Source organism: Streptomyces sp. NPDC036984 (assembly GCF_055607665.1).
On record NZ_JBVJRL010000018.1, the window covers coordinates 129,959 to 151,367 of the forward strand.

At 71.6% G+C, this 21,409-nt stretch carries 24 protein-coding genes; 11 read left to right on the forward strand and 13 right to left on the reverse strand.

The genetic code is table 11. The features are described 5' to 3' along the window. Positions 1-53: 53 nt before the first annotated feature. From bioD to bioB, 3 genes are read right to left on the reverse strand one after another with little or no spacing between them, the layout of a single operon-like run. Positions 54-770 carry a dethiobiotin synthase gene (bioD, locus tag ACZ7DL_RS28735; RefSeq protein ID WP_470778438.1) on the reverse strand — a complete coding sequence of 239 codons (717 nt, stop codon included), beginning with the start codon at positions 768-770 and terminating at the stop codon, positions 54-56. Between the two features lies 1 nt (position 771). Beyond that, positions 772-2,052, reverse strand: a complete 1,281-nt coding sequence (locus ACZ7DL_RS28740) for an adenosylmethionine--8-amino-7-oxononanoate transaminase (protein WP_470778440.1) — start codon at positions 2,050-2,052, stop codon at positions 772-774. Then, positions 2,045-3,292, reverse strand: a complete 1,248-nt coding sequence (gene bioB / locus ACZ7DL_RS28745; RefSeq protein WP_470778442.1) for a biotin synthase BioB — start codon at positions 3,290-3,292, stop codon at positions 2,045-2,047. Before bioB ends, ACZ7DL_RS28740 begins: the two co-directional genes overlap by 8 nt. 147 nt (positions 3,293-3,439) lie before the next feature. Here bioB and ACZ7DL_RS28750 point away from each other — a divergent pair, with 147 nt between their 5' ends. Continuing rightward, positions 3,440-4,567, forward strand: a complete 1,128-nt coding sequence (locus tag ACZ7DL_RS28750) for an 8-amino-7-oxononanoate synthase (RefSeq protein ID WP_470778443.1) — start codon at positions 3,440-3,442, stop codon at positions 4,565-4,567. Between the two features lie 57 nt (positions 4,568-4,624). Here ACZ7DL_RS28750 and ACZ7DL_RS28755 read toward each other — a convergent pair whose 3' ends face one another. Both ACZ7DL_RS28755 and ACZ7DL_RS28760 read right to left on the reverse strand, forming a co-directional pair. Further along, a complete protein-coding gene (locus ACZ7DL_RS28755) occupies positions 4,625-4,846 on the reverse strand; it encodes a DUF397 domain-containing protein (RefSeq protein WP_470778444.1) in 222 nt (73 codons plus the stop codon). 9 nt (positions 4,847-4,855) lie between these two features. Further along, positions 4,856-5,716, reverse strand: a complete 861-nt coding sequence (locus ACZ7DL_RS28760) for a helix-turn-helix domain-containing protein (protein ID WP_470778446.1) — start codon at positions 5,714-5,716, stop codon at positions 4,856-4,858. A gap of 212 nt (positions 5,717-5,928) precedes the next feature. Here ACZ7DL_RS28760 and ACZ7DL_RS28765 point away from each other — a divergent pair, with 212 nt between their 5' ends. Continuing rightward, on the forward strand, positions 5,929-6,387 hold the full coding sequence (locus ACZ7DL_RS28765; RefSeq protein WP_470778447.1) for an ATP-binding protein: 459 nt from the start codon (positions 5,929-5,931) through the stop codon (positions 6,385-6,387). A 50-nt stretch (positions 6,388-6,437) separates the two neighbouring features. Here the strand turns inward: ACZ7DL_RS28765 and ACZ7DL_RS28770 are convergent, their stop codons facing one another. Then, entirely contained in the window at positions 6,438-7,361 is a 924-nt protein-coding gene (locus tag ACZ7DL_RS28770; protein WP_470778451.1) for a LysR family transcriptional regulator, read from the reverse strand. A gap of 84 nt (positions 7,362-7,445) precedes the next feature. Here ACZ7DL_RS28770 and ACZ7DL_RS28775 point away from each other — a divergent pair, with 84 nt between their 5' ends. Next, complete coding sequence (locus ACZ7DL_RS28775; RefSeq protein ID WP_470778452.1) at positions 7,446-8,063, forward strand: LysE family translocator; 618 nt, start codon at positions 7,446-7,448, stop codon at positions 8,061-8,063. A gap of 7 nt (positions 8,064-8,070) precedes the next feature. Here ACZ7DL_RS28775 and ACZ7DL_RS28780 read toward each other — a convergent pair whose 3' ends face one another. The 3 genes from ACZ7DL_RS28780 to ACZ7DL_RS28790 form a co-directional block, all read right to left on the reverse strand. Continuing rightward, positions 8,071-8,544 (reverse strand): C40 family peptidase, encoded by a 474-nt coding sequence (locus tag ACZ7DL_RS28780; RefSeq protein WP_470778454.1) that lies wholly within the window; start codon positions 8,542-8,544, stop codon positions 8,071-8,073. Positions 8,545-9,121: 577 nt separating this feature from the next. Beyond that, positions 9,122-9,427 (reverse strand): hypothetical protein, encoded by a 306-nt coding sequence (locus ACZ7DL_RS28785; RefSeq protein ID WP_470778456.1) that lies wholly within the window; start codon positions 9,425-9,427, stop codon positions 9,122-9,124. Positions 9,428-9,434: 7 nt separating this feature from the next. Then, entirely contained in the window at positions 9,435-10,070 is a 636-nt protein-coding gene (locus tag ACZ7DL_RS28790) for an ATP-dependent Clp protease proteolytic subunit (RefSeq protein ID WP_470778457.1), read from the reverse strand. 86 nt (positions 10,071-10,156) lie between these two features. On the opposite strand from ACZ7DL_RS28790, the gene ACZ7DL_RS28795 reads away from it, so the two are divergent. The 8 genes from ACZ7DL_RS28795 to ACZ7DL_RS28830 all read left to right on the forward strand — a co-directional run bounded on the left by ACZ7DL_RS28795 (position 10,157) and on the right by ACZ7DL_RS28830 (position 17,084). Then, positions 10,157-10,435, forward strand: coding sequence for a type II toxin-antitoxin system Phd/YefM family antitoxin (locus tag ACZ7DL_RS28795; RefSeq protein WP_470778459.1), 279 nt, complete (start codon positions 10,157-10,159; stop codon positions 10,433-10,435). A 228-nt stretch (positions 10,436-10,663) separates the two neighbouring features. Then, the gene (locus ACZ7DL_RS28800; protein ID WP_360746432.1) at positions 10,664-10,966 is read left to right on the forward strand and encodes an urease subunit gamma; all 303 of its coding nucleotides are present in this window, start codon (positions 10,664-10,666) and stop codon (positions 10,964-10,966) included. Between the two features lie 11 nt (positions 10,967-10,977). After that, a complete protein-coding gene (locus ACZ7DL_RS28805; RefSeq protein WP_470778460.1) occupies positions 10,978-11,289 on the forward strand; it encodes an urease subunit beta in 312 nt (103 codons plus the stop codon). Next, positions 11,282-13,003: an urease subunit alpha gene (locus ACZ7DL_RS28810; protein WP_470778461.1), complete on the forward strand. Its 1,722-nt coding sequence runs from the start codon at positions 11,282-11,284 to the stop codon at positions 13,001-13,003. Before ACZ7DL_RS28805 ends, ACZ7DL_RS28810 begins: the two co-directional genes overlap by 8 nt. Positions 13,004-13,014: 11 nt before the next feature. Continuing rightward, positions 13,015-13,689 carry an urease accessory protein UreF gene (locus ACZ7DL_RS28815; protein WP_470778483.1) on the forward strand — a complete coding sequence of 225 codons (675 nt, stop codon included), beginning with the start codon at positions 13,015-13,017 and terminating at the stop codon, positions 13,687-13,689. A gap of 208 nt (positions 13,690-13,897) precedes the next feature. Then, the gene (ureG, locus tag ACZ7DL_RS28820; protein WP_470778462.1) at positions 13,898-14,575 is read left to right on the forward strand and encodes an urease accessory protein UreG; all 678 of its coding nucleotides are present in this window, start codon (positions 13,898-13,900) and stop codon (positions 14,573-14,575) included. Continuing rightward, positions 14,572-15,330: an urease accessory protein UreD gene (locus ACZ7DL_RS28825; RefSeq protein WP_470778486.1), complete on the forward strand. Its 759-nt coding sequence runs from the start codon at positions 14,572-14,574 to the stop codon at positions 15,328-15,330. The genes ureG and ACZ7DL_RS28825 overlap by 4 nt, the downstream gene beginning before the upstream one ends. A 188-nt stretch (positions 15,331-15,518) precedes the next feature. Continuing rightward, complete coding sequence (locus tag ACZ7DL_RS28830; protein WP_470778487.1) at positions 15,519-17,084, forward strand: alpha/beta hydrolase; 1,566 nt, start codon at positions 15,519-15,521, stop codon at positions 17,082-17,084. Between the two features lie 185 nt (positions 17,085-17,269). Here ACZ7DL_RS28830 and ACZ7DL_RS28835 read toward each other — a convergent pair whose 3' ends face one another. From ACZ7DL_RS28835 to ACZ7DL_RS28850, 4 genes are all read right to left on the reverse strand, one after another. Continuing rightward, entirely contained in the window at positions 17,270-17,989 is a 720-nt protein-coding gene (locus ACZ7DL_RS28835) for a lysophospholipid acyltransferase family protein (protein ID WP_470778463.1), read from the reverse strand. Between the two features lie 371 nt (positions 17,990-18,360). Beyond that, complete coding sequence (locus tag ACZ7DL_RS28840; protein ID WP_470778465.1) at positions 18,361-19,383, reverse strand: LacI family DNA-binding transcriptional regulator; 1,023 nt, start codon at positions 19,381-19,383, stop codon at positions 18,361-18,363. A gap of 74 nt (positions 19,384-19,457) precedes the next feature. Further along, entirely contained in the window at positions 19,458-20,294 is an 837-nt protein-coding gene (locus tag ACZ7DL_RS28845) for an ATP-binding cassette domain-containing protein (protein ID WP_470778467.1), read from the reverse strand. After that, positions 20,291-21,289 carry an ABC transporter permease gene (locus ACZ7DL_RS28850; protein ID WP_470778469.1) on the reverse strand — a complete coding sequence of 333 codons (999 nt, stop codon included), beginning with the start codon at positions 21,287-21,289 and terminating at the stop codon, positions 20,291-20,293. Before ACZ7DL_RS28850 ends, ACZ7DL_RS28845 begins: the two co-directional genes overlap by 4 nt. Between the last annotated feature and the right edge of the window lie 120 nt (positions 21,290-21,409).

The following is a 21,409-nucleotide window of genomic DNA, read 5'->3' on the forward strand; positions in this document are numbered from 1 at the left end:
CCACCCGGACGGGAACCGAGGGGTGAGCGGCGCTGTCGTACGCCCGCGCGGTGCTACGGCGCCTCGCGTACCCGGAACGCCTCCGCGTCCCAGGTGCCGTCCAGCCGAGGGGCGAGCCAGCCCGGTGCCGCCGAGCGGAAACGGGCGGGAGGCAGCGCCCCGGCGCCGGCGGGCAGCGCGCCGAGCAGCGGGGCGGCGGCGACCTCCGGCAGGTCGGCCACGTTGCAGCGGGCCGCCAGATCGGGCTCGGCGGGCCAGCTGCCGATCACGACTCCCGCCAGCTCCAGCTCCTGGCGCCGCAGTTCGCGAGCCGTCAGCTCGGTGACGTTGAGCGTGCCGAGCCCGGCCTGCGCGACGAGCAGCACCGGCGCGCGCAGCAGCCGGGCCACGTCGGCCAGGGTCCCGCCCGCCGCGTCGAACCGGACGAGCAGCCCGCCCGCGCCCTCCACCAGCACCAGATCGTGCTCGGTGGCCAGCTTGGCGGCCCGTTCGGCCACCTCCTGCGGGTGCACCGGCGCCATCCCGGCCCGGCGGGCCGCCGTGCCCGGCGCCAACGGCTCGGGAAAACGGGCGAGTTCGTCGGTCGTGACCGGGCCCGCGAGCCACGCGACCTCGTCCGCGTCCCCGCGCTCGTCCCGCAGTACGCCCGTCTGGGCGGCCTTCAGCACGGCGACCGAGCGCCCGGCGGCGAGCGCCGCGGCGGCGACGGCGGCGGTGGTGACGGTCTTGCCGACCTCCGTGCCCGTGCCCGTGATCACCAGTACCGGCATGTCATCCCTCCTGTGCCGCGGCGCACACGGCGCGCGCGATCCGTGCCACGTCCTCGTCCGAGGTGACGTACGGCGGCATCGTGTAGACCAGGTCGCGGAACGGGCGCAGCCACACGCCCGCCCGCACGGCGGCGTCGGTGGCCGCCTTCATGTCGACCTCGTGGTCGAGCTGGACCACCCCGATGGCCCCGAGGACCCGGACGTCCCGCACCCCGGGAATCTCTCGCGCCGGCGCCAGGCCCTCCCTGAGACCCGCCTCGATCCGCTTGACCTCCGCCGGCCAGTCCTGCCCCAGCAGCAGCTCGATGGAGGCGCAGGCGACGGCCGCCGCCAGCGGGTTGCCCATGAACGTCGGGCCGTGCGCGAGCACCGGCACCTCGCCCCGGGAGATCCCGTCGGCGACCCGCGCGGTGCACAAGGTGGCCGCCATCGTCAGATAGCCGCCGGTCAGCGCCTTGCCCACGCACATCACATCCGGGGTGACGGCCGCGTGGTCCGCCGCGAACAGCGCGCCGGTGCGGCCGAAGCCGGTGGCGATCTCGTCGAACACCAGCAGGACGTCGTGCGCGTCGCACGCCTCGCGCAGCACTCGCAGATAGCCGGGGGAGTGGAAGCGCATCCCGCCCGCGCCCTGCACCACCGGCTCCACGATCACCGCGGCCAGCTCGTCGGCGTGCCGCGCGATCAGCTCGCGCAGCTGCTCGGCGTACGACTCCTCGTACGCGGCGGGCGGTGCGTCCGCGAAGAGCTGGCGCGGCAGCACGCCGGTCCACAGCTCGTGCATCCCGCCCTCGGGGTCGCACACCGACATGGGGTTCCAGGTGTCCCCGTGGTAACCGCCGCGCCAGGTCAGCAGCCGCTGCTTGCCCGGCCGGCCGAGCGAACGCCAGTACTGGAGGCACATCTTCACCGCGACCTCGACCGACACGGACCCCGAGTCGGCCAGGAAGACGTGTTCCAGACCGTCCGGCGACATGTCGACAAGGAGTTTGGCGAGCCGGACGGCGGGCTCGTGGGTGAGCCCGCCGAACATGACATGGCTCATCCGCCCCAGCTGGTCGCGCGCGGCCTCGTTGAGGACCGGGTGGTTGTAGCCGTGGATGGCCGACCACCACGACGACATGCCGTCGATCAGCTCGCCGGAACCGTCCGCCAGCCGCAGCCGGACCCCGCTCGCCGCCTCCACGACGAGCGGTTCGGCACGCCCGGGCATCGGGCCGTACGGATGCCACACGTGCCGCCGGTCCAGCTCCAGCAGCTCCGGCACACCGAGGTCAGGCATTGGGCGCGAGGTCCGTACCGGCACCCCGGCGGCGGACGGCGACGAGGTCGGTCCGCGGCTCCTGCGCGGCCGGCACGGCCGCCGTACCGCACACGCCGCCACCGGCGTGCGACCCGCATCCGGCCTCCGCGTGCGACCCGCATCCGGCCTCCGCGTGCGACCCGCATCCGGCCTCCGCGTGCGACCCGCACCCGGCGCCCTCGTGGGATCCGCACCCGCCGCCCCCGGCGGCCGTCGCCCGGTGCTCCGGCAGGGTGACCTCGCCGGCGCCCTCCACCTCGAAGCCGGCGTCCGCGATCATCTCCAGGTCGGCCTTGCCGGCCTGGCCCTCGCTGGTCAGGTAGTCGCCGAGGAAGATGGAGTTGGCCAGGTGCAGAGCCAGCGGCTGCATCGTGCGCAGATGGACCTCGCGGCCGCCCGCGATACGGACCTCCACGTCCGGGCAGACGAACCGGACCATCGCCAGGATCCGCAGGCAGCGCTGCGGAGTGAGGTTCCACTCCTTGGCCAGCGGGGTGCCCTCGAACGGGATCAGGAAGTTCACCGGCACCGAGTCCGGGTCCAGCTCACGCAGCGAGTAGACGACGTCGACCAGGTCCTCGTCGGACTCGCCCATGCCCGCGATCAGACCCGAACACGCCGACAGACCGGCCGCGTGCGCCTTCTGCACCGTGTCCACCCGATCGGCGTACGTGTGGGTGGTCGTGATGTCCCCGTACGTTGACTCCGAGGTGTTGAGGTTGTGGTTGTAGGCGTCCGCGCCCGCCTCGCGCAGCCGCTCCGCCTGCCCCTCGGAGAGCAGGCCGAGGCAGGCGCACACCTCGACGCCCTCGTTCTGCTCCTTGATCGTCTTGATGGTCTGTGAGACCCGGTCCACGTCCCGGTCCGTCGGGCCGCGTCCGCTGGCCACCAGACACACCCGCTTGGCGCCGCCCGCGAGGCCCGCGGCGGCGGCCTCGGACGCCTCGTCCGGCTTGAGCCAGGTGTACTTGAGGATCTCCGCCTTGGAGCCGAGCCGCTGGGAGCAGTACGAGCAGTCTTCCGGGCAGAGCCCGGACTTGAGGTTGACCAGATAGTTGAGCTTCACCCGGCGCCCGAACCAGTGCCGGCGCACCTTGCCGGCCGCGGCCACCACGTCGAGCAGGTCGTCATCGGAGGTGGCCAGTACGGCGAGTGCTTCCTCGCGGGTCGGCAGCTCGCGCCGAAGCCCCTTGTCCACCAGCGTCTTCAGCAGGTCCATGAGGTCCGATCCTGTCCTACGGGACCGCTCCCGGCCAAGGAGAGTTTGCACAACGAAGCGGGATCACCGTGTGGGTATTGCCACACCATGGGCGGACGGCCGTGCCGCTAGGGTCTGTCCGCTACCTACAAAAGCACCGGAGGACCCATGGCGTTCGGCTGGATCGACGAGCAGGCCCATGCGCGCAGCCGGGCCGGACTTGTGCGGACTCTGCGCCCGCGCCCCGCCGACTCGCCGCTGCTGGACCTGGCGAGCAACGACTATCTGGGCCTGGCCCGTCACCCCGAGGTCACCGAGGGAGCCGCCCGGGCCGCCCGGGACTGGGGCGGCGGCTCCACCGGCTCCCGGCTGGTCACCGGCACCACCGAGCTGCACACCGAGCTGGAGCGGGCGCTGGCCGCGTTCTGCGGGTTCGAGGCGGCCCTGGTGTTCTCCTCCGGGTACGCCGCCAACCTGGCCGCGGTCACCGCGCTCGGTCCGCACGGCTCGCTGATCGTCTCCGACGCGGGCAACCACGCCTCCCTCATCGACGGCTGCCGGCTCGCCCGGGGCGAGAAGCAGGTCGTCGGGCACGCCGACCCCGAGGCCGTACGCAAGGCCCTGGCCACGCACGAGGGCGCGGCGATCGTCGTGTCCGACACGGTGTTCTCCGTCGACGGGGACCGGGCCCCGCTGGCCGCGCTGGCCGCGGCGTGCCGGGAGTACGGCGCGGGGTTGGTGGTGGACGACGCCCACGGACTCGGCGTGCTGGGCGACGGCGGCCGGGGCGCGCCGTACGCGGCCGGGCTCGCGGGCGCCGAGGACGTGGTCGTCACGGCCACCCTGTCCAAGTCGCTGGGCAGTCAGGGCGGGGTGGTGCTCGGCTCGGCGCGGGTGATCGACCACCTGGTCAACGCGGCCCGGACCTTCATCTTCGACACGGGCCTGGCACCGGCGGCGGCCGGTGCCGCGCTGGCGGCGCTGCGGCTGCTGGAGCGCGAGCCGGAGCGGGCGGCGCGGGCCCGCGAGGTCGCCGCCGAACTGCATGCACGGCTGACCGCCGCGGGTCTGGAAGCGGTGCGTCCGGACGCCGCGGTGGTCTCCGTGCGGGCTCCGTCCCCGGAGCAGGCGGTGCGCTGGGCGGCCGATTGCCGTACGGCGGGTCTGGCCGTGGGCTGCTTCCGTCCTCCCTCCGTGCCCGACGGCATCTCGCGGCTGAGGCTGACCGCCCGCGCGGACCTCTCCGGGGCGGAGATCGAACGCGCTGTACGAGTCATCGGCGAAACGCGACCATGAGTCGGCGTGACATGGCCGTGTGTCGCGCGAAAGTAACGAAAAACTGATCGATTTTGATCAGAGCGTGGTGATGAACCCCGCCCAGCTCTCGGTGGAGAAGAGCAGGGCGGGTCCGGCCGGGTTCTTCGAGTCGCGCACGGCGAGCGCGCCGGCCCCGGGGCCGGAGCACGGCCGGGCCGTCTCCACGCAGTTGTTGGCTCCCGTGCTGTAGCTGCTGCGCAGCCAGTGCACGTCGTGCAAGTCGGTACTGGCAGGGACGTTCCGAGGCAGAGCTGACATGGTGCCTCCTTACGCGCCGTCACCTATCCCGGCGATGTAGTCCAACGATTCCTGGGGGGAAAGGGCGTGGAACTGAAGGGTGCTGAAGGCCTCGGAGTAGGCCATGAGGTCTTCTTTCCGTTCCAGGTAGAGGCTACTCGTCAACTGGTCGAGAACAACCACATCTAGATCAGAAGTGCTCGGAAATGAGAAAATAACGAAAGGCCCGGTGAGGCCGACATGCGCTCCCGCCGCGAACGGCAGCACCTGGAGCCGTACCTGGGGCAGGCGGGCGGCCTCCATCAGCCGTTCCAGCTGCCGGGCCATCACCCCGGGCCCGCCGACCTCGCGGCGCAGCACCGCCTCGTCCAGCACGGCGCTCAGCACCGGCGGCGGATCCGAGCGCAGCACGTCCTGCCTGGCCAGACGCACCTCCACCAGCGTGTCCAGGCGGTCCTCGTCCAGGTCCTTCACGGCCGCCCGGGTGACCGCGCGGGCGTACTCGGCCGTCTGGAGCAGACCGGGTACGACCGTGGTCTCCAGGGTGCGCATGGCGCTCGCCTGCGATTCCAGACTGATGAAGTCGCGGTAGGTGGGCGGCAGCACCCCGCGATAGGCGTGCCACCAGCGGTGCCGGCCGCCCGTGTCCTCCGACCCCGCCAGCATCAGCAGCAGCTCGCGCAGATGGCTGTCCCGCACCTGGTAGGCGTCGAGCAGTAACCGCAGATCGGCTGGTTTCACGCCACTGGCGCCGGTCTCGATGCGGCTCACCTTCGACTGGTGCCAGCCGACCAGCCGGGCCGCCTCACCGCTTGTGAGCCCAGCGCCGGTACGCAGCGTGCGCAGTTCGGCGCCCAGTTTGCGGCGGCGCACCGCCGGACCGTTCTGCATGGGCTCCTCCTTACTCCTTCCGGGCCGCCCAAATACGGTTTCGCGTCGCAGAGTTCACCGCTTCGAGCGACAGATATATGCACATCTCGGTGGATCGCCCCCCGTGACCGGCCGTTGATGGCAGTCTGGCGAGCAAGCACCAGTCCGGGACCGTACTCGAACCATCCGCTGTATGTCGGACCGCGGTCCCGTGGGAAAGGGACGACGTCGCCATGGCAGACCACCTGGAAGCATCCGTCACTCTGCCGAGCGATCCCGCCTCGGTCTCCGCCGCCCGCTCCTACGTCGTGGGCACTCTCGCGGAGTGGGGCCTGCCGTCGGACACCGAGACCGCCGACACCGTCCGGCTCATCGTCTCCGAGCTCGCCACCAACGCCGTACAGCACACCTTCGGTCAGTCACCCACCTTCACGGTCGACATCGCGCTGCACCATGACGAGCACCTGCGCATCGGCGTCACGGACAGCCATCCCCGCTTCCCGAAGAGACTGCCCGCCGCCGTGCAGCAGGACAACGGCCGCGGCATGGTCATCATCCGCTGTCTCACCGCGGAGTGCGGCGGCAGGCTCCGCATCCGCCCCACCCGTGAGGGCGGCAAGACGGTCTCCATCGAACTCCCCTGGGCGATCCCGGCCGCACCGGTACCGGCGGCCGGACAGCAGGAGCCGTAGCCCTCCGGGCGCAGGCCGCGCCCGGGAAGCCGCAGCCCGGAAGCGAGGCGCTAACGGACCGAAGCCTGGTGCGCCCGCCCGAACGCCCCCCGCAGCAGCGCCCGGAAGGCGTCCGCCGCCGGATTCGTCTCCTCCGCGCGGTACGCCACCGAGATGGTCCGGCGCAGCCGTCCGCCCTCCAGCGGCCGTACCCCGACCGGTGTGGTCGCGGTCCGCGCCACCATCTCCGGTACGACGGCCACCCCCAGACCGGCGCTGACGAGCGCGCACACCACGGCGTACCCGGGGGTCGGCACCAGCAGCGCCGGGGTTGCGCCCGCCGCGGCGAGCAGGCCCTCGATCTCCCGCCGGGCCGGATGGTGCGGCGCCATGCTGATCAGCGGTTGCCCGGCCAGCTCCGCCAGCGGCAGCCGGGACGAGGCACTGCCGAGCGCGTGGCCCGGCGCGGTCACCAGCACCAGCTCCTCCACCAGGACCGGCTCCAGCCGCACCGAGGACGGTACGGGCACCGGCTCGGCCGGTTGGTAGGTGTGGGTGAGCGCCAGGTCCACCTCGCCGGCCGCCACCGCCGTGACCCCGGCCGGCGGGTCGTAGTCCGCGACCGACAGCCGTACGTCGGGATGCGCCCGGCGGAACGCGCTCAGCGCCGGCGGCAGCAGATGCACACCGGCGGTCGGGAAGGTGCCGAGCCGCAGCGCGCCGCCGGTGAGACCGGTCAGCCGCGCCAGCTCGTGCCGGGCCCGCTCCAGTTCGTCGAGCACCCTCCGGGCGTGGTCCACCAGCACCTCGCCGGCCTCCGTGAGCCGGGCCCCGCGATGGTGGCGCACCAGCAGCGCCGTGCCCGCCTCCCGCTCCAGCTTGGCCAGCTGCTGGGAGAGGGCCGGCGGCGTGTAACCGAGCCGGTCGGCGGCCCGGGTGATCGAGCCGGCCTCCGCCACCGCCACGAGCGCGGCGAGCCGGGTGGGGTCGTACATGAGCCCAGCCTAAAGCAGTGCTTAAGGCAGACCGTGATGATTCGAAATACCTGCTGAAGGCTCCTGCGAGGCAACCTGGACGGCATGGACGGACAGCTCATCGCCTTCGCCGGGATCGCCGCCGGTCTGGTCGCCATGCCGGGCGCCGACTTCGCCGTGGTCGTCCGCAACGCGCTCGTCTCGCGCCGCGCCGGCGCGGTCTGCGGGCTCGGCATCGCGGCCGGCCTGCTGGTGCACACCACCCTGGCGGTGGCCGGCGTCGCGGCCGTCCTGCTCGCCGTACCGGCGCTGTTCCGGGCGGTGCAACTGGTGGGCGGCGCCTATGTGCTCCAGCTCGGGGTGCGCACCCTGTGGGCGCTGCGGCGGCCCGCCCAGGCACCGCAGGAGGCCGCGGCCGGAGCCGCCCATCCGCTCCGGCAGGGTTTCGTCACCAACGTGCTCAATCCGAAGGCATCGCTGACCTTCCTGAGTCTGCTGCCGCAGTTCGTGCCCGCGGGAAGCCCCGCCCTGCCCCGGACCCTGCTGCTCGCGCTCATCGTGTGCACGGTGGCGCTGGTGTGGTTCCAGGTGGTCGCCCTGCTGGTGGACCGGCTCGGCAGGTGGCTGCGCCGGCCCCGGGCCGCCCGTGGGCTCCAGGCGGGCACCGGGGTGGCGCTGACGGCGCTCGGAGCGGCCCTGCTGCTCGAGCCGCTCCTGCCGTGACGTCGGGTCAGCTGACCCGGCCGTACCAGACGCTCTTCGTCCAGATCTTCTGCAGCTTCACCACGTCTCCGGTCTTCGGCGCGTGCCAGATCTTCCCGTGGCCGGCGTAGATGCCGACGTGGTAGACGCTGGAACCCGAGTGGAAGAAGACCAGGTCGCCCGCCTTGCGGTTCCTGGCGGAGATGTGGTGGGACTTGTTGTACTGCTGCGCAGCGGTGCGCGGCAGCTTCTTGCCCGCCTTCTTGAACGAGTAGAGCGTCAGCCCCGAGCAGTCGAACCTGCGCGGTCCGGTGGCTCCCCAGGCGTACGGGGCACCCTTCTTGGAGGCCGCGACCTGGAGAGCCTTCGTCGCCGTGGTCGCCGCCGAGGCGTCGGTGGCGAGACCGGGCACCGCGATCGAGCCGCCCACGGCGGCAAGGGTCAGAGCCGAGGCCGTGCCGGCCCGGGCCATCAGCGACGGGACACGATTGAGCGCAGTCATGCGCAACCCTTCGTCAGCCGCCTGTGAAGGATGACCTGTCGGATTCGGGCTGGCGAAGTTGCCCGGCCGCGTTGCCGCGGCTTCACCCCAAGGGCTGCTCGGAACCTCAAGCCCGTCCGTATCGAACAGACGAACATCCGTTCCAGCGACCCGCCTTGCTTGGGTCCTCCACTCCTGCCGATCCACTCCTGTCGACCGGTCATCCGGGCGGCGGCAGGACTCGGCGTCCGCCCGGACCGCCCCGCCGCGGTGGCGGGGGCTTGTCGTCAGACAGGGATCTTGGCTCACGACTGTCTGAAAATCCCAATGAAATCGGGGATTTGTGGCGTTACTCACCACTCACCCGTTCGGGTGGACACTGCTGTGTTCGAGTGCCCGTCAGGTCCCGGACGTAGCCCCGGACCTGGGACGAAGCGGTTTTCGGCGGCCAGTGAACCGGCGCGCTGCGCAACCGGGGAGGCCCGGAAAACGATCAGGAAGTACACCGGTCGGGGGTACGTCGTTCGGGCCGTTTCAAGTCCGGCCCGAACGGCACGTGTCGACGCGCGGGTGCGTCGGGCCGGACGGGGTGTCCGGCTCAGCCGACACCGTCCGGCGGGAGCGCGACGCGAGCGGCACGGCGCTCACCGTCCAGCACCCGCAACGCCCGTGCCAGCGTGTCCCCGTGCAGCTCCGTCTCACCCCGCTGGTGCATCAGGACGAGCGCGTCGCGCAGCTCTGCCGCCTTGCGCACCAGGGCCTGGGCCGCGCGCAGCCCGTGGTAGGTGTCCCCGGGCCGGGCCGGGTTGATACGGCCCAGCAGGTCGACCGTCTCCAGGTAGCGGTCGATCAACTCGCCCTCGGCGCGGGTCAGTGCGGGCAGGGGCGGCAGGTCCGGCAGCACGGGCGGCTCACCTCCCGTCCGATGCGCCGGGCGTGTCCCGGCGGCTGGGCACGATGCCATCCACCAGGCCGTAGGCGAGCGCTGCCCGGGCGTCCAGGATCAGGTCACGCTCCAGATCCTCGTGGATCTGCTCCGCCGTGCGCCCCGTGTGCCGGACGAGCATCTCCTCCAGCGTGGCGCGGACCCGGGCCAACTCCTCGGCCTGGATGACCAGGTCGCTGGGCTGGCCGCGCACCGGCTCGGGGAGTGCGGGCTGCTCGATCACCATCCGGGCGCCGGGCAGGGTGAACCGCTTGCCGGGTGCGCCGGCCGCGAGCAGCACGGCGGCCGAGGAGGCGGCCTGTCCGAGGCAGTAGGTGACGACGTCACAACTGACGTACTGCATCGTGTCGTAGATCGCGGCCATGGCGTCGAAGGAACCGCCGGGCGAGTTGACGTACAGCGTGATGTCCCGGTCCGGCGCCGCGTGTTCCAGGTACATGAGCTGCGCCGTCACGTCGTTCGCCGCCGCGTTGTCGACCGGTGTGCCGAGGAAGACGATCCGGTCCTCGAAGAGCTTCCCGTACGGGTCGAGGGTGCGCACGGCGGCCCCGGTGCGCTCGGTGAACTCGGGCAGGACATAGCGGGCGGACGGTCGGGACATGGACAGACGCCTCCTCATGACGCGGCCCCGGAGGGCTCGGCTTCTGTAAAAAATGTACAGGACGTACGTGAAGTTAGAATGGGGGTATGGCCTACGAGATTCCGGTGACGCAAGCCAGGGCTGAGCTCGCCGACCTGATCAACCGCGTGGTGTACGGCGGTGAGCGCGTCGTCGTGACCCGACACGGCAAGCCGCTGGTCGCGCTGGTCTCGGCCGCCGATCTGGAGCGGCTCGACGCGCTGGAGGAGCCGGCCGAGGAGCAGATCATCAGCTCCGTCTCCGGGGTGCGCGAAGTCGGTTCCGCTCCGCGTGAACAGCAGCGCTTCGGCATCGCGGCGGAGCACCGGCGGCCGGGCGCGTCCTGAGCCGCACCTCCTCCACGGGGGCCCATCGGCCGGTCATGAGCCGATCAAGGTCTGGTTAACGTCGTTGAAACTCCGGCGTTCTAGCCTGCCGATCCATGCCACCAGGGGTTTTTCTGCCCGGGATTGACGACGATCCGGGGATTTGTCTGTGTGTTACACCTATCCCGTCGTGAGTGGCTGCGGCAGCCGGACCCCGCACGGTCCGGAGCAAGGACTGTGAGGTGGGACGTGCAACTGACCCCGCACGAGCAAGAGAGGCTGCTGATCCATGTGGCAGCCGACGTGGCCGAGAAGCGCAGGGCCCGCGGGCTCAAGCTCAACCACCCGGAAGCGGTCGCCCTCATCACGTCGCACATCCTGGAGGGCGCGCGGGACGGCCGCAGCGTCGCCGAGCTGATGTCCTCCGGGCGCAAGCTGCTGAGCCGGGACGACGTCATGGACGGTGTCGCGGAGATGATCCACGACGTCCAGGTGGAGGCCACCTTCCCGGACGGCACCAAGCTGGTCACCGTTCACGAGCCGATCATCTGAAGGGGGCCGCGATGATTCCCGGAGAGATCCTGTTCGCGGACGGCCCCGTCGCCGTCAACGACGGTCGTGAGGTCACCCGTCTGACCGTCCTCAACGCCGCCGACCGGCCGGTCCAGGTCGGCTCCCACTACCACTTCGCCGAGGCCAACCCCGGCCTGGAGTTCGACCGTGCCGCCGCGCGCGGCAAGCGGCTCAACGTCGCCGCCGGCACCGCCGTCCGCTTCGAGCCCGGCATCCCCGCCGAGATCGAACTCGTGCCGCTGGCCGGCGCCCGGATCGTGCCCGGACTGCGCGGCGAGACGGGGGGCGCCCTCGATGCCTGAGATCTCCCGCGCCGCCTACGCCGACCTGTTCGGGCCCACCACCGGTGACCGGATCCGGCTCGCCGACACCGACCTGCTGATCGAGATCGAGGAGGACCGCTCCGGCGGCCCCGGCAGCTCCGGGGACGAGGCGGTCTTCGGCGGCGGCAAGGTCATCCGCGAGTCCATGGGCCAGTCCCGCGCCACCCGGGCCGAGGGCACGCCCGACACCGTCATCACCGGCGCCGTCATCGTCGACCACTGGGGCATCGTCAAGGCCGACGTCGGCATCCGCGACGGCCGGATCGCCGCGATCGGCAAGGCCGGCAACCCCGACACCATGGACGGCGTCCACCCCGACCTGGTCATCGGCCCCGAGACCGAGATCATCGCCGGCAACGGGCGCATCCTCACCGCCGGCGCCATCGACGCGCACGTCCACTTCATCTGCCCCCAGGTCGCCGACGAGGCACTGGCCTCCGGCATCACCACCCTGGTCGGCGGCGGCACCGGGCCCGCCGAGGGATCCAAGGCGACCACCGTCACCCCCGGCCCCTGGCATCTGGCCCGGATGCTGGAGGCGATGGAGGCCTACCCGGTCAACGTCGGCTTCCTCGGCAAGGGCAACACCGTCAGCCGCGAGGCGATGCTCTCCCAGATCCGCGGCGGCGCCGTCGGCCTGAAGCTGCACGAGGACTGGGGCTCCACGCCCGCCGTGATCGACGCCGCGCTCACGGTCGCCGACCGGACCGGCATCCAGGTCGCCATCCACACCGACACCCTGAACGAGGCGGGCTTCGTCGGCGACACCCTCGCCGCGATCGCGGGCCGGGGCATCCACTCGTACCACACCGAAGGCGCCGGCGGCGGCCACGCGCCCGACATCATGACCGTGGTCTCGCAGCCCAACGTACTGCCCAGCTCCACCAATCCGACCCGGCCGTTCACCGTCAACACGACCGAAGAACACCTCGACATGCTGATGGTGTGCCACCACCTCAACCCGGCCGTCCCCGAGGACCTGGCCTTCGCCGAGTCCCGGATCCGCCCGTCCACCATCGGCGCGGAGGACATCCTCCACGACCTCGGCGCGATCTCGATCATCTCCTCCGACTCCCAGGCCATGGGCCGCGTCGGCGAGGTCGTCCTGCGCACCTGGCAGACGGCCCATGTCATGAAGCGCCGGCGGGGCGCGCTGCCCGGCGACGGCCGCGCCGACAACCACCGGGTACGGCGCTATGTCGCCAAGTACACGATCAATCCGGCGCTCGCCCAGGGCCTCGCCACCGAGATCGGCTCCGTCGAGACCGGCAAGCTCGCCGACCTCGTGCTGTGGGAGCCGGCGTTCTTCGGCGTCAAGCCGCTCCTCGTCGTCAAGGGCGGACAGATCGCGTACGCGCAGATGGGCGACGCCAACGCCTCCATCCCCACCCCGCAGCCGATCCTGCCGCGCCCGATGTACGGCGCGATCGGCCGGGCCCCCGCCGCCAACTCCGTCAACTTCGTCGCGGACCTGGCGATCGAGGACGGGCTGCCGGAGCGGCTGGGGCTCGGCAAACGGTTCGTGGCGATCGCGTCCACGCGTGCGGTCACCAAGGCCGACATGCGCGAGAACGACGCCCGGCCGGACGTCCGGATCGACCCCGACAGCTTCGCCGTGCACATCGACGGCGAACTGGTCGAGGCCGCCCCGGCCGTCGAACTGCCGATGGCCCAGCGCTACTTCCTCTTCTGATGGCGCCGGTCATGTCCCGGGCCGCCCTGCTCGTCCTGGCCGACGGCCGGTTCCCCGCCGGAGGACACGCGCACTCCGGCGGGGCGGAGGCCGCCGTCAAGGCGGGCCGTGTCACCGACGCCGCGAGCCTGGAGGAGTTCTGCCGGGGCCGGCTGCACACCGCCGGGCTGGTCGCGGGGGCGCTCGCCGCTGCCGCCGTACTGGGCGTGGATCCGGCGGAGTTGGACGCGGCGGCGGACGCCCGCACCCCCTCCCCGGCGCTGCGGACCGCTGCGCGGCGCCTGGGCAGGCAGCTGCTGCGGGCCGCCCGTGCGAGCTGGCCGTCCGCGGAACTCGACGCCGTGGCACGGGAGTTCCCCAAAGGAGCCCATCAGCCGGTCGTGCTCGGGCTTGCCGCCCGGGCGGCCGGACTCGGGCCCGGGGACGCGGCCCACTGCGCGGTGTACGAGAGCGTGAGCGGGCCGGCCACGGCCACCGTCCGTCTGCTCAGCCTCGACCCGTTCGACGCGACGGGTGTCCTGGCCCGGCTGGCACCGGAGCTGGACCGCGTGGCGGATGCCGCGGTGGATGCGGCGCGGACAGTGGCCGCCGAGGGGGTCGACACCCTGCCCGCTGCGTCGGCACCGCTGCTGGAGGTCATGGCCGAGGCGCATGCCGGGTGGCCGGTGCGGTTGTTCGCGTCATGACGCAGCCCACCCGCCCACCCGACTCGATCGGCCGAACAGCGACCGGCCCACCTCGGACCCCGGACTCGTAACCCCACCCCTCCGACTCGCTCGACCGAAGAGCGGTGGTCCCGCCTCCGGCCCCCGGACCCGTAGCCCCACCCACCCGACCCGCTCGCACCAGCAGTGGCCCTCGCCGGCCCGAGGCCATTCGCACAAGGAGCCGCACATGCACCTCGACCACACCCATCCCGGTCCCGCCGCCGTCAGCGCGGACGCGCGCCGCCCCGACGGGGCCCGGCGGGCCCTGCGCATCGGTCTCGGTGGGCCCGTCGGATCCGGTAAGACCGCCACCGTCGCCGCCCTCTGCCGGGAGCTGCGCGAGGAGTTGTCCCTCGCGGTCGTCACCAACGACATCTACACCCGCGAGGACGCCGAGTTCCTGCTCCGGGAGGCCGTGCTGCCGCCCGAGCGGATCACCGCCGTGGAGACGGGCGCCTGCCCGCACACCGCGATCCGCGACGACATCTCCGCCAACCTCGAAGCCGTCGAGGACCTGGAGGACGCGGTCGGCCCGCTGGACCTGATCCTCGTCGAGTCCGGCGGTGACAACCTCACCGCCACCTTCTCCAGGGGGCTGGTGGACGCCCAGATCTTCGTGATCGACGTCGCCGGCGGAGACGACATCCCGCGCAAGGGCGGACCCGGCGTCACCACCGCCGACCTGCTCGTCGTCAACAAGACGGACCTCGCCCCGTACGTCGGCTCCGACCTCGCCCGGATGGCCGCCGACGCCAAGAGGCAGCGGGCCGAACTCCCGGTAGTCTTGCAGTCGTTGCGCGGGGAGTCCGGGGTCGCGGAGGTGGCCGCGTGGGTCCGCGGGCGGCTCGCCGCGTGGACGGCGTGACCGTCACCGGGGTCCGGGCGAGCGCCCGGATCGTCGCCCGCGCCGACGGCCGCGGCGGTACGGCCCTGCCCGTACTGGACGGTGAGGGCCCGCTGGCGCTGCGCCGCACCCGGTCGACCGGGTCCGGGGCCAGGGTCATGGTGGTCGGCGCGATGAGCGGACCGCTCGGCGGTGACCGCTTCACGCTGGCCGCACGGGTGGAGGAGGGCGCCCGGCTGCACGTCGGATCGGCCGCCGCCACCATCGCCCTGCCGGGCCAGGCCAAGGGCGAGGCCCGGTACGACGTCCGGCTCGACGTGGCCGACGGCGGCGAACTGCACTGGATGCCCGAGCAGTTGATCTCCGCCGACGGCAGCGACCTGTACGTCACGACCCGGGTCGAACTCGGTGCCGGCGCCCGGCTGGTCCTGCGCGAGGAGCAGGTGCTCGGCCGGGCCGGGGAGCAGCCCGGACGGCTTACCAGTCGACTGACCGTGCGGGTCGCCGGCCGGACCGTGCTGGACCAGGAACTGGCCTGCGGCCCCGGCGCACCGGGCGGCTGGGACGGTCCGGCGGTACTGGCCGGCCATCGGGCGGTGGGTCAACTGGTCGTCGTGCGGTCGGAGTTCGCGGAGTCCGCGGTCGAGGCGCAGATGCTGGGCGAGTGTGCGGCCCTGATACCGCTGGCCGGACCGGCGGTTCTGGTCAGCGCCGTCGCGCCGGACGCCCTGCGACTGCGACGGCTCTTGGACGAGGCGCTGACCAGGCTCAGCTGAAGCGCCCCTGAGACGCCGGCCGGCAGTTTTCGCGTCACGAACATGATCATCCGGTTATCGGATTGGTAAAGAAGACTGAAGGACCCTGTTCTCCGCGGGCTCACAGCCGAGAGGATCCCCGCCTGACCACTTGCAGCGAGGTTCGGGGAGGGGCCCACTTGAAGGAGAACAGACCCAAGAGCCGCCTTATGGCGCTCGGTTCGGCCGGAGTACTCGTCACCGCCACCCTGGTCGCCGGCGCGTTGGCGGCCCCCACGGCCGGCGCCGTCTCCCGGCCCGCACCGGACCGGGAGGCCAAGGGCGCCGAGATCGCCGCCGCCCGGGCCGCCAAGGCCGGCATCGACTGGCAGGACTGCCCCGCCGACTGGGGGCTGGAGAAGCCCATCCAGTGCGGCTGGGTCAGCGTGCCGATGGACTACGCCCACCCGTACGGCAAGCAGATCAAGCTGGCCGTCGACCGCATCGGCAACACCGGCAGCAAGACGGAGCGCCAGGGCGCCCTCGTCTACAACCCGGGCGGCCCCGGCGGCTCCGGACTGCGTTTCCCGCGCCGGATCACCACCAAGAACCCCGTCTGGGCCAACGTCGCCAAGGCATACGACTTCGTCGGCTTCGACCCACGCGGTGTCGGCCACTCAGCGCCCATCTCCTGCGTCGACCCGCAGGAGTTCGTCAAGGCCCCGAAGCTGGACCCGGTGCCGGACAGCGAGGCCGACAAGACCGCGCAGCGCAAGCTGGCCCGCGCGTACGCGGAGGGCTGCGCCAAGCGCAGCGGCGCCATGCTGCCGCACATGACCACGCCGAACACCGCCCGCGACCTCGACGTCGTCCGCGCCGCGCTGGGCGAGAAGAAGCTCAACTACCTCGGCGTCTCCTACGGCACCTACCTCGGCGCCGTCTACGGCACGCTCTTCCCGGGCCACCTGCGCCGCATGGTCGTCGACAGCGTGGTCAACCCCTCCCGCGAGAAGATCTGGTACCAGGCCAACCTGGACCAGGACGTCGCCTTCGAGCGTCGCTGGCAGGACTGGCAGGACTGGGTCGCCGCGAACGACGCCGCCTTCCACCTCGGCACCACCCGCGCCGCCGTCCAGGCCAAGTGGCTCGACCTGCGCACCACGGCGAAGAAGCACCCGATCGGCGGGGTCGTCGGCCCGGCCGAGCTGATCTCCTTCTTCCAGAGCGCGCCGTACTACGACTCCTCGTGGGTGCCGGTCGCGACGGTCTTCAGCAAGTACGTCGCCGGTGACACCCAGGCACTCGTCGACGCGGCCGCCCCGGACCTGTCCGACACCGCCGGCAACATCGCCGCCGAGAACGGCAACGCCGTCTACACGGCCGTCGAGTGCACCGACGCCAAGTGGCCCACCAGCTGGCGCAAGTGGGACCGGGACAACACCCGGCTGCACCGCGACCACCCCTTCCTGACCTGGTCGAACGCCTGGATGAACCTGCCCTGCGCCACCTGGCCCGGCAAGCAGCTCACCCCGCTCGACGTCCGGACGCACAAGAGCCTGCCGCCCGTGCTGATCGTCCAGTCCACCCGGGACGCCGCCACCCCGTACGACGGTGCCGTCGAACTGCACAAGCGCTTCAAGGGTTCCCGCCTGATCACCGAGAAGAACGCCGGCTCCCACGGCGTGACCAGCCTGGTCAACCCCTGCATCAACCAGCGCGTCGACGCCTACCTGCTGGGCGGCAAGCTGGACGGCACGGACGTGACCTGCGACCCGCACGCCACGCCCAAGCCGTAACCGCACCGCCACGGCGACGAGGGGCGGCCGCACTCCCGGCCGCCCCTCTCTCATGCCGTGCGCCAGGCGTCCACCACCGGACGGCCGAGCCGCCCGCTCGCCCCGATCGCACAGCCCTCTTCACACGGAACCCCGGACGCACGGACCGCCGCCGGCACGGTTCTGCCGCCGACGGCAGGGGGAGCTCAGCGGCGTGCCCGGGGGAACCTGCGCTCCTTCGCGCCCTGCGCCGCTTGCCGCCCCTTGACGACGGCCGCGTACTCGTCGACGTACTCCTGACCGGACAGCGCCAGGATCTCGTACATGATCTCGTCGGTGACCGCACGCAGCACGGCCTTCTCGTGCTCCATGCCGGCATAGCGGGAGAAGTCCAGCGGCCTGCCGAAGCGGATGGTCACCGGATGCATCCGGGGTACGACCTTGCCGGGCGGCTGCGCCTCGAACGTGCCGATCATCGCGCAGGGCACGACCGGGACCCCCGCCGTCAGCGCCATCACGGCGACCCCCACCTTGCCCTTGTACAGCCGGCCGTCGTGCGAACGCGTGCCCTCCGGATAGATGCCGAGCAGCTCCCCCTTGCGCAGCACCCCGAGCCCCTCCCGGATCGCGGCCTGCCCCGCATCCTTGCCGGAACGGTCCACCGGGATCTGCCCGGCGCTGCGGAAGAAGAACGCGGTGAGCCGGCCCTTCACCCCGGGGCCGGTGAAGTACTCCGCCTTGGCGAGGAAGGTGATGCGACGTTTCAGCATCGCCGGCATCAGGAAGTGGTCCGAGAAGGACAGGTGGTTGCCGGCGACGATCGCCGCGCCCGACGCGGGTACGTGCTCCAGGCCCTCGATCCGGGGCCGGAAGACCAGTCTGAGCAGCGGACCCAGGAACACGTACTTGAGCAGGTAGTAGAACACGGCTCGCTCCTCACGTTACCGGCTTCCCCGCGGGACTCGCGTTTCCCAGGTCAGGGTAAGGACCAGGGAACTGGGCTGATGTGCACCTGTGGTCATCTGTAGCCACGTTCAGCCGGTCTCATGCTGAGCCTTCGCCGAGTGCACTGACGGTTGGTCAGGCAAGGACGGCGTCGGGGAACGGCCGATGGTGGGGGACGGGGGCGACTGCGCGTGGGTAGCCGGAGAGCGGCGGCCGTTATTCGGGGCGGACCGAGGATCGCAACGGCCACCCGCACGCTGCCGCACCCGACGCCCGCTTCACGGCTGCCGCTTCTCCGCAGTGGCGATCCCGCAGCGTGGTCGCGGCTCTTCGGCCGACGGGGTCGAGCCGCCTACTGCTCGGGCGCGGGTTGCTCCCCGGAGCCTCGGACGATCAGGCGGGTCGGGACGGTGATCGTGCGGGCCCGGGAGCGGTCGCCGTCGAGGCGGGCCAGGGCGGTGGCGGCGGCAGAGCGGCCGATTTCCTCGGGATCCTGGGCCACGACAGTGAGGGCCGGTTCCAGCGCCTCGGCGAGCGATACGTCGTCGAAGGCGACGAGGGCCACGTCCTTGCGCTTGCTGCGGGCGAGTTCGGCGACGATTCCCAGCGCCATGATGTTGTTGCCGGCGAACAGGGCTGTCGGGGGATCGGCCAGGCCGAGCAGTTTCGCGGCCGCGGCCGCGGCCCCCTGCTGGTCGTGGGCGCTGGCGACGAGCGAGCGGTCGTAGGGGAGGTCCGCTTCCAGCAGGGCCTCGCGATATCCGGCGAAACGTTCGCGGCGGGTGTAGAGCTTTGTGGGCAGGTCGCCGAGGAAGCCGATGCGCCGGTGCCCGTGGGCGATGAGGTGGGCGACGCCGTCGTGGGCGCCTGCTCGGTTGGAGCTGACAATGCTGTCCGTGGCCAGGCCGACTCCGGGCCGGTCGAGGAAGACCACGGGCAGCCCCGCTGTGCGGTGAGGCTTGAGATGGGAGTGGTCGGCACCGACGGACGGCACGACGATCAGGATGCTCACACGCCGGGCGAGGAACTTGTCCGTCAGCGCGCGTTCCCGGTGGGCGTCGTCTGCGGAGGAGCCCATGAGCAGGGTCAGGCCGCGATCGCGGACCGTGTCCTCGATGGCGCGGGCCACGGCTCCGAAGAAGGGGTTGCCCAGGTCGGGAATGACCAGGCCGACGGTGGTGTCCGGGCCGCCGACGCGGATGTTGCGTGCCATGAGGTTCGGCTGGAAGCCGAGCTTGGCCACTGCGGCGAGCACCTGCTCCCTGGTCTCCGCCGAGACGGGGCCGTCCTCGTTGAGGACGCGGGAGACCGTCTTGGCGCTGACGCCCACTTCTCGGGCGACGTCGGCCAGGGTGGGGCGGCGGTTCGCTGCCATGGGGGAAACATCTCCTGTGCTCGTCGGTTCCGGCCGCGGCCTCGGCCGGAAGCTGCGAGAGCTGGGTTGTGTTGTCAGGTGGCCTGGACTCCGGCAGCCTTCGCGGCATCCGAATCCGCGACGACAGTACCTCCGGCCTCGTCCAGGGTGAGGGCGCCGGTCATGATGGCGACGACCTCCGCCATGGAGTAGTCCGACGGCTTGATCAGAGCGGCCCGCCGACCCAGTCGGTGGACGTGGATCCGGTCGGCGATCTCGAAGACATGGGGCATGTTGTGGCTGATCAGGACGACCGGCATACCCTTGTCGCGGACGCGGCGGATGAGGTCCAGCACCTGACCGGACTCCTTGACTCCGAGGGCGGCGGTGGGTTCGTCCATGACAACGACGCTGCGCGCCCAGGCGACGGAGCGGGCCACCGCCACGGCCTGCCGCTGCCCGCCGGAGAGCGTCTCCACCGCCTGCGACAGCGAACGCAGCCCGATCTTCAGGTCGGCCATGTGTCCGGCGGCCTCCTGACGCATGCGCTTCTTGTCGAGCATGCGGAAGACATTGCCCAGGACGCCCGGGCGGCGCAGCTCGCGCCCGAGGAACATGTTCGAGGCGATGTCCATGGAGGCCGCAACGGCGAGGTCCTGGTACACCGTCTCGATGCCATGGGCGCGTGCGCTCTGTGGGCCGGAGAAGGTGATGGGCTCTCCGTTCAGGCGTATCTCGCCCGCGTCCGGTACCAGAGCCCCGGTAAGGGCCTTGATGAGGCTGGTCTTGCCGGCTCCGTTGTCGCCGATGACGGCGAGCACCTCGCCGGGCAGCAGGTCGAAGTCGGCGCCGTCTATGGCGGTGACGTGGCCATAGCGCTTGACCAGACCGCGGGCCTGCAGGACAGGGGTGGGGGAAGTGGTGGCGGTCATCGGGCCCTCTTCCGGGAGATCTGGTCGACGGTCACCGCAAGGATCACCAGAACGCCGGTGATCAGGGTCTGGTAGATGGAGGCGACGCCCATCAGCTGCAGGCCGTTGCGGAAGACGCCGACGATGAGGACGCCGATGAAGGTGCCCAGGACCGATCCGCGTCCGCCGAAGAGACTGGTGCCGCCGAGGACCACGGCGGTGATGCTGTCGAGGTTCTCGGTCTGGCCCGCCTGCGGGTCACCGACTCCGGTGCGGGAGATGAGCAGCAGGGCTGCGATGCCGTACAGCAGGCCGGCCACGGTGTAGATGCCGATGGTCAGGCGGGAGGTGCGGATGCCGTTGAGCCGCGCCGCCTCCTGGCTGTTGCCCAGGGCGTAGACGTGCCGGCCCCAACCGGTGCTGCTCAGCGCGTACGCGAGAAGGAGGAACAGGGCGATGGTGACCAGGGACCCGTAGGTGATGTCGGTGTGGCCGAGCGGGAAGGTCTGCCCGAGAGCCGTCAGTGGCCCGGGCAGGCTGGTGACGGTCTGCTCCTCGGAGTAGATGTGGGTCAGCGCGAAGGCCACATTGAGCATGCCGAGGGTGACGATGAATGGGGGCAGCGGGATCTTCTGCGCCAGCAGCCCGTTGAGCAGGCCGAAGCCGCCGCAGACCGCCAGGCCCAGCGCGATGGCGAGGAGCGGGGGCAGGGTTCCCTCGGCCGCCATCTTGGCCATCATGATGCTGCCGAAGGCCATCACGGCACCGCACGACAGGTCGATGCCCGCGGTGAGGATGATCAGCGTCTGGCCGATGGCGAGGGTGCCGACGACCATGACCTGCTGCACGATCAGTGAAAAGTTGCCGCCCGTGAGGAACTGGTCGGTCGAGAGAGAGAAGAAGGCACAGGCCAACAGGAGGGCGACCAGCGGGCCGGTGGTCGGCGCCGTGAGCAGTCTGCGGGCCGTGGTCGGCGCTTTGAGCTCGGCGTACGGCGTTGTGGTCGTGGCTGTCATACGGAGTCCTTGTCGGAAGACAGATGTCCTTGTCCGTCCTCGTGGCAGAGCCGGAGGACAAGGAGACGAGGGGGGCGACCGTCCCTGGTCGGGGAGGAGGGGCCGGCCGCCCCGCTGAGG

Excerpts from the sequence above, each read along its gene's own strand:
- bioD (WP_470778438.1), bottom strand. The coding sequence starts at position 770 with ATGCCGGTACTGGTGATCACGGGCACGGGCACGGAGGTCGGCAAGACC.
- ACZ7DL_RS28740 (WP_470778440.1), bottom strand. The coding sequence starts at position 2,052 with ATGCCTGACCTCGGTGTGCCGGAGCTGCTGGAGCTGGACCGGCGGCAC.
- bioB (WP_470778442.1), bottom strand. The coding sequence starts at position 3,292 with ATGGACCTGCTGAAGACGCTGGTGGACAAGGGGCTTCGGCGCGAGCTG.
- ACZ7DL_RS28750 (WP_470778443.1), top strand. The coding sequence starts at position 3,440 with ATGGCGTTCGGCTGGATCGACGAGCAGGCCCATGCGCGCAGCCGGGCC.
- ACZ7DL_RS28755 (WP_470778444.1), bottom strand. The coding sequence starts at position 4,846 with ATGTCAGCTCTGCCTCGGAACGTCCCTGCCAGTACCGACTTGCACGAC.
- ACZ7DL_RS28760 (WP_470778446.1), bottom strand. The coding sequence starts at position 5,716 with ATGCAGAACGGTCCGGCGGTGCGCCGCCGCAAACTGGGCGCCGAACTG.
- ACZ7DL_RS28765 (WP_470778447.1), top strand. The coding sequence starts at position 5,929 with ATGGCAGACCACCTGGAAGCATCCGTCACTCTGCCGAGCGATCCCGCC.
- ACZ7DL_RS28770 (WP_470778451.1), bottom strand. The coding sequence starts at position 7,361 with ATGTACGACCCCACCCGGCTCGCCGCGCTCGTGGCGGTGGCGGAGGCC.
- ACZ7DL_RS28775 (WP_470778452.1), top strand. The coding sequence starts at position 7,446 with ATGGACGGACAGCTCATCGCCTTCGCCGGGATCGCCGCCGGTCTGGTC.
- ACZ7DL_RS28780 (WP_470778454.1), bottom strand. The coding sequence starts at position 8,544 with ATGACTGCGCTCAATCGTGTCCCGTCGCTGATGGCCCGGGCCGGCACG.
- ACZ7DL_RS28790 (WP_470778457.1), bottom strand. The coding sequence starts at position 10,070 with ATGTCCCGACCGTCCGCCCGCTATGTCCTGCCCGAGTTCACCGAGCGC.
- ACZ7DL_RS28795 (WP_470778459.1), top strand. The coding sequence starts at position 10,157 with ATGGCCTACGAGATTCCGGTGACGCAAGCCAGGGCTGAGCTCGCCGAC.
- ACZ7DL_RS28805 (WP_470778460.1), top strand. The coding sequence starts at position 10,978 with ATGATTCCCGGAGAGATCCTGTTCGCGGACGGCCCCGTCGCCGTCAAC.
- ACZ7DL_RS28810 (WP_470778461.1), top strand. The coding sequence starts at position 11,282 with ATGCCTGAGATCTCCCGCGCCGCCTACGCCGACCTGTTCGGGCCCACC.
- ACZ7DL_RS28815 (WP_470778483.1), top strand. The coding sequence starts at position 13,015 with ATGTCCCGGGCCGCCCTGCTCGTCCTGGCCGACGGCCGGTTCCCCGCC.
- ureG (WP_470778462.1), top strand. The coding sequence starts at position 13,898 with ATGCACCTCGACCACACCCATCCCGGTCCCGCCGCCGTCAGCGCGGAC.
- ACZ7DL_RS28830 (WP_470778487.1), top strand. The coding sequence starts at position 15,519 with ATGGCGCTCGGTTCGGCCGGAGTACTCGTCACCGCCACCCTGGTCGCC.
- ACZ7DL_RS28840 (WP_470778465.1), bottom strand. The coding sequence starts at position 19,383 with ATGGCAGCGAACCGCCGCCCCACCCTGGCCGACGTCGCCCGAGAAGTG.
- ACZ7DL_RS28845 (WP_470778467.1), bottom strand. The coding sequence starts at position 20,294 with ATGACCGCCACCACTTCCCCCACCCCTGTCCTGCAGGCCCGCGGTCTG.
- ACZ7DL_RS28850 (WP_470778469.1), bottom strand. The coding sequence starts at position 21,289 with ATGACAGCCACGACCACAACGCCGTACGCCGAGCTCAAAGCGCCGACC.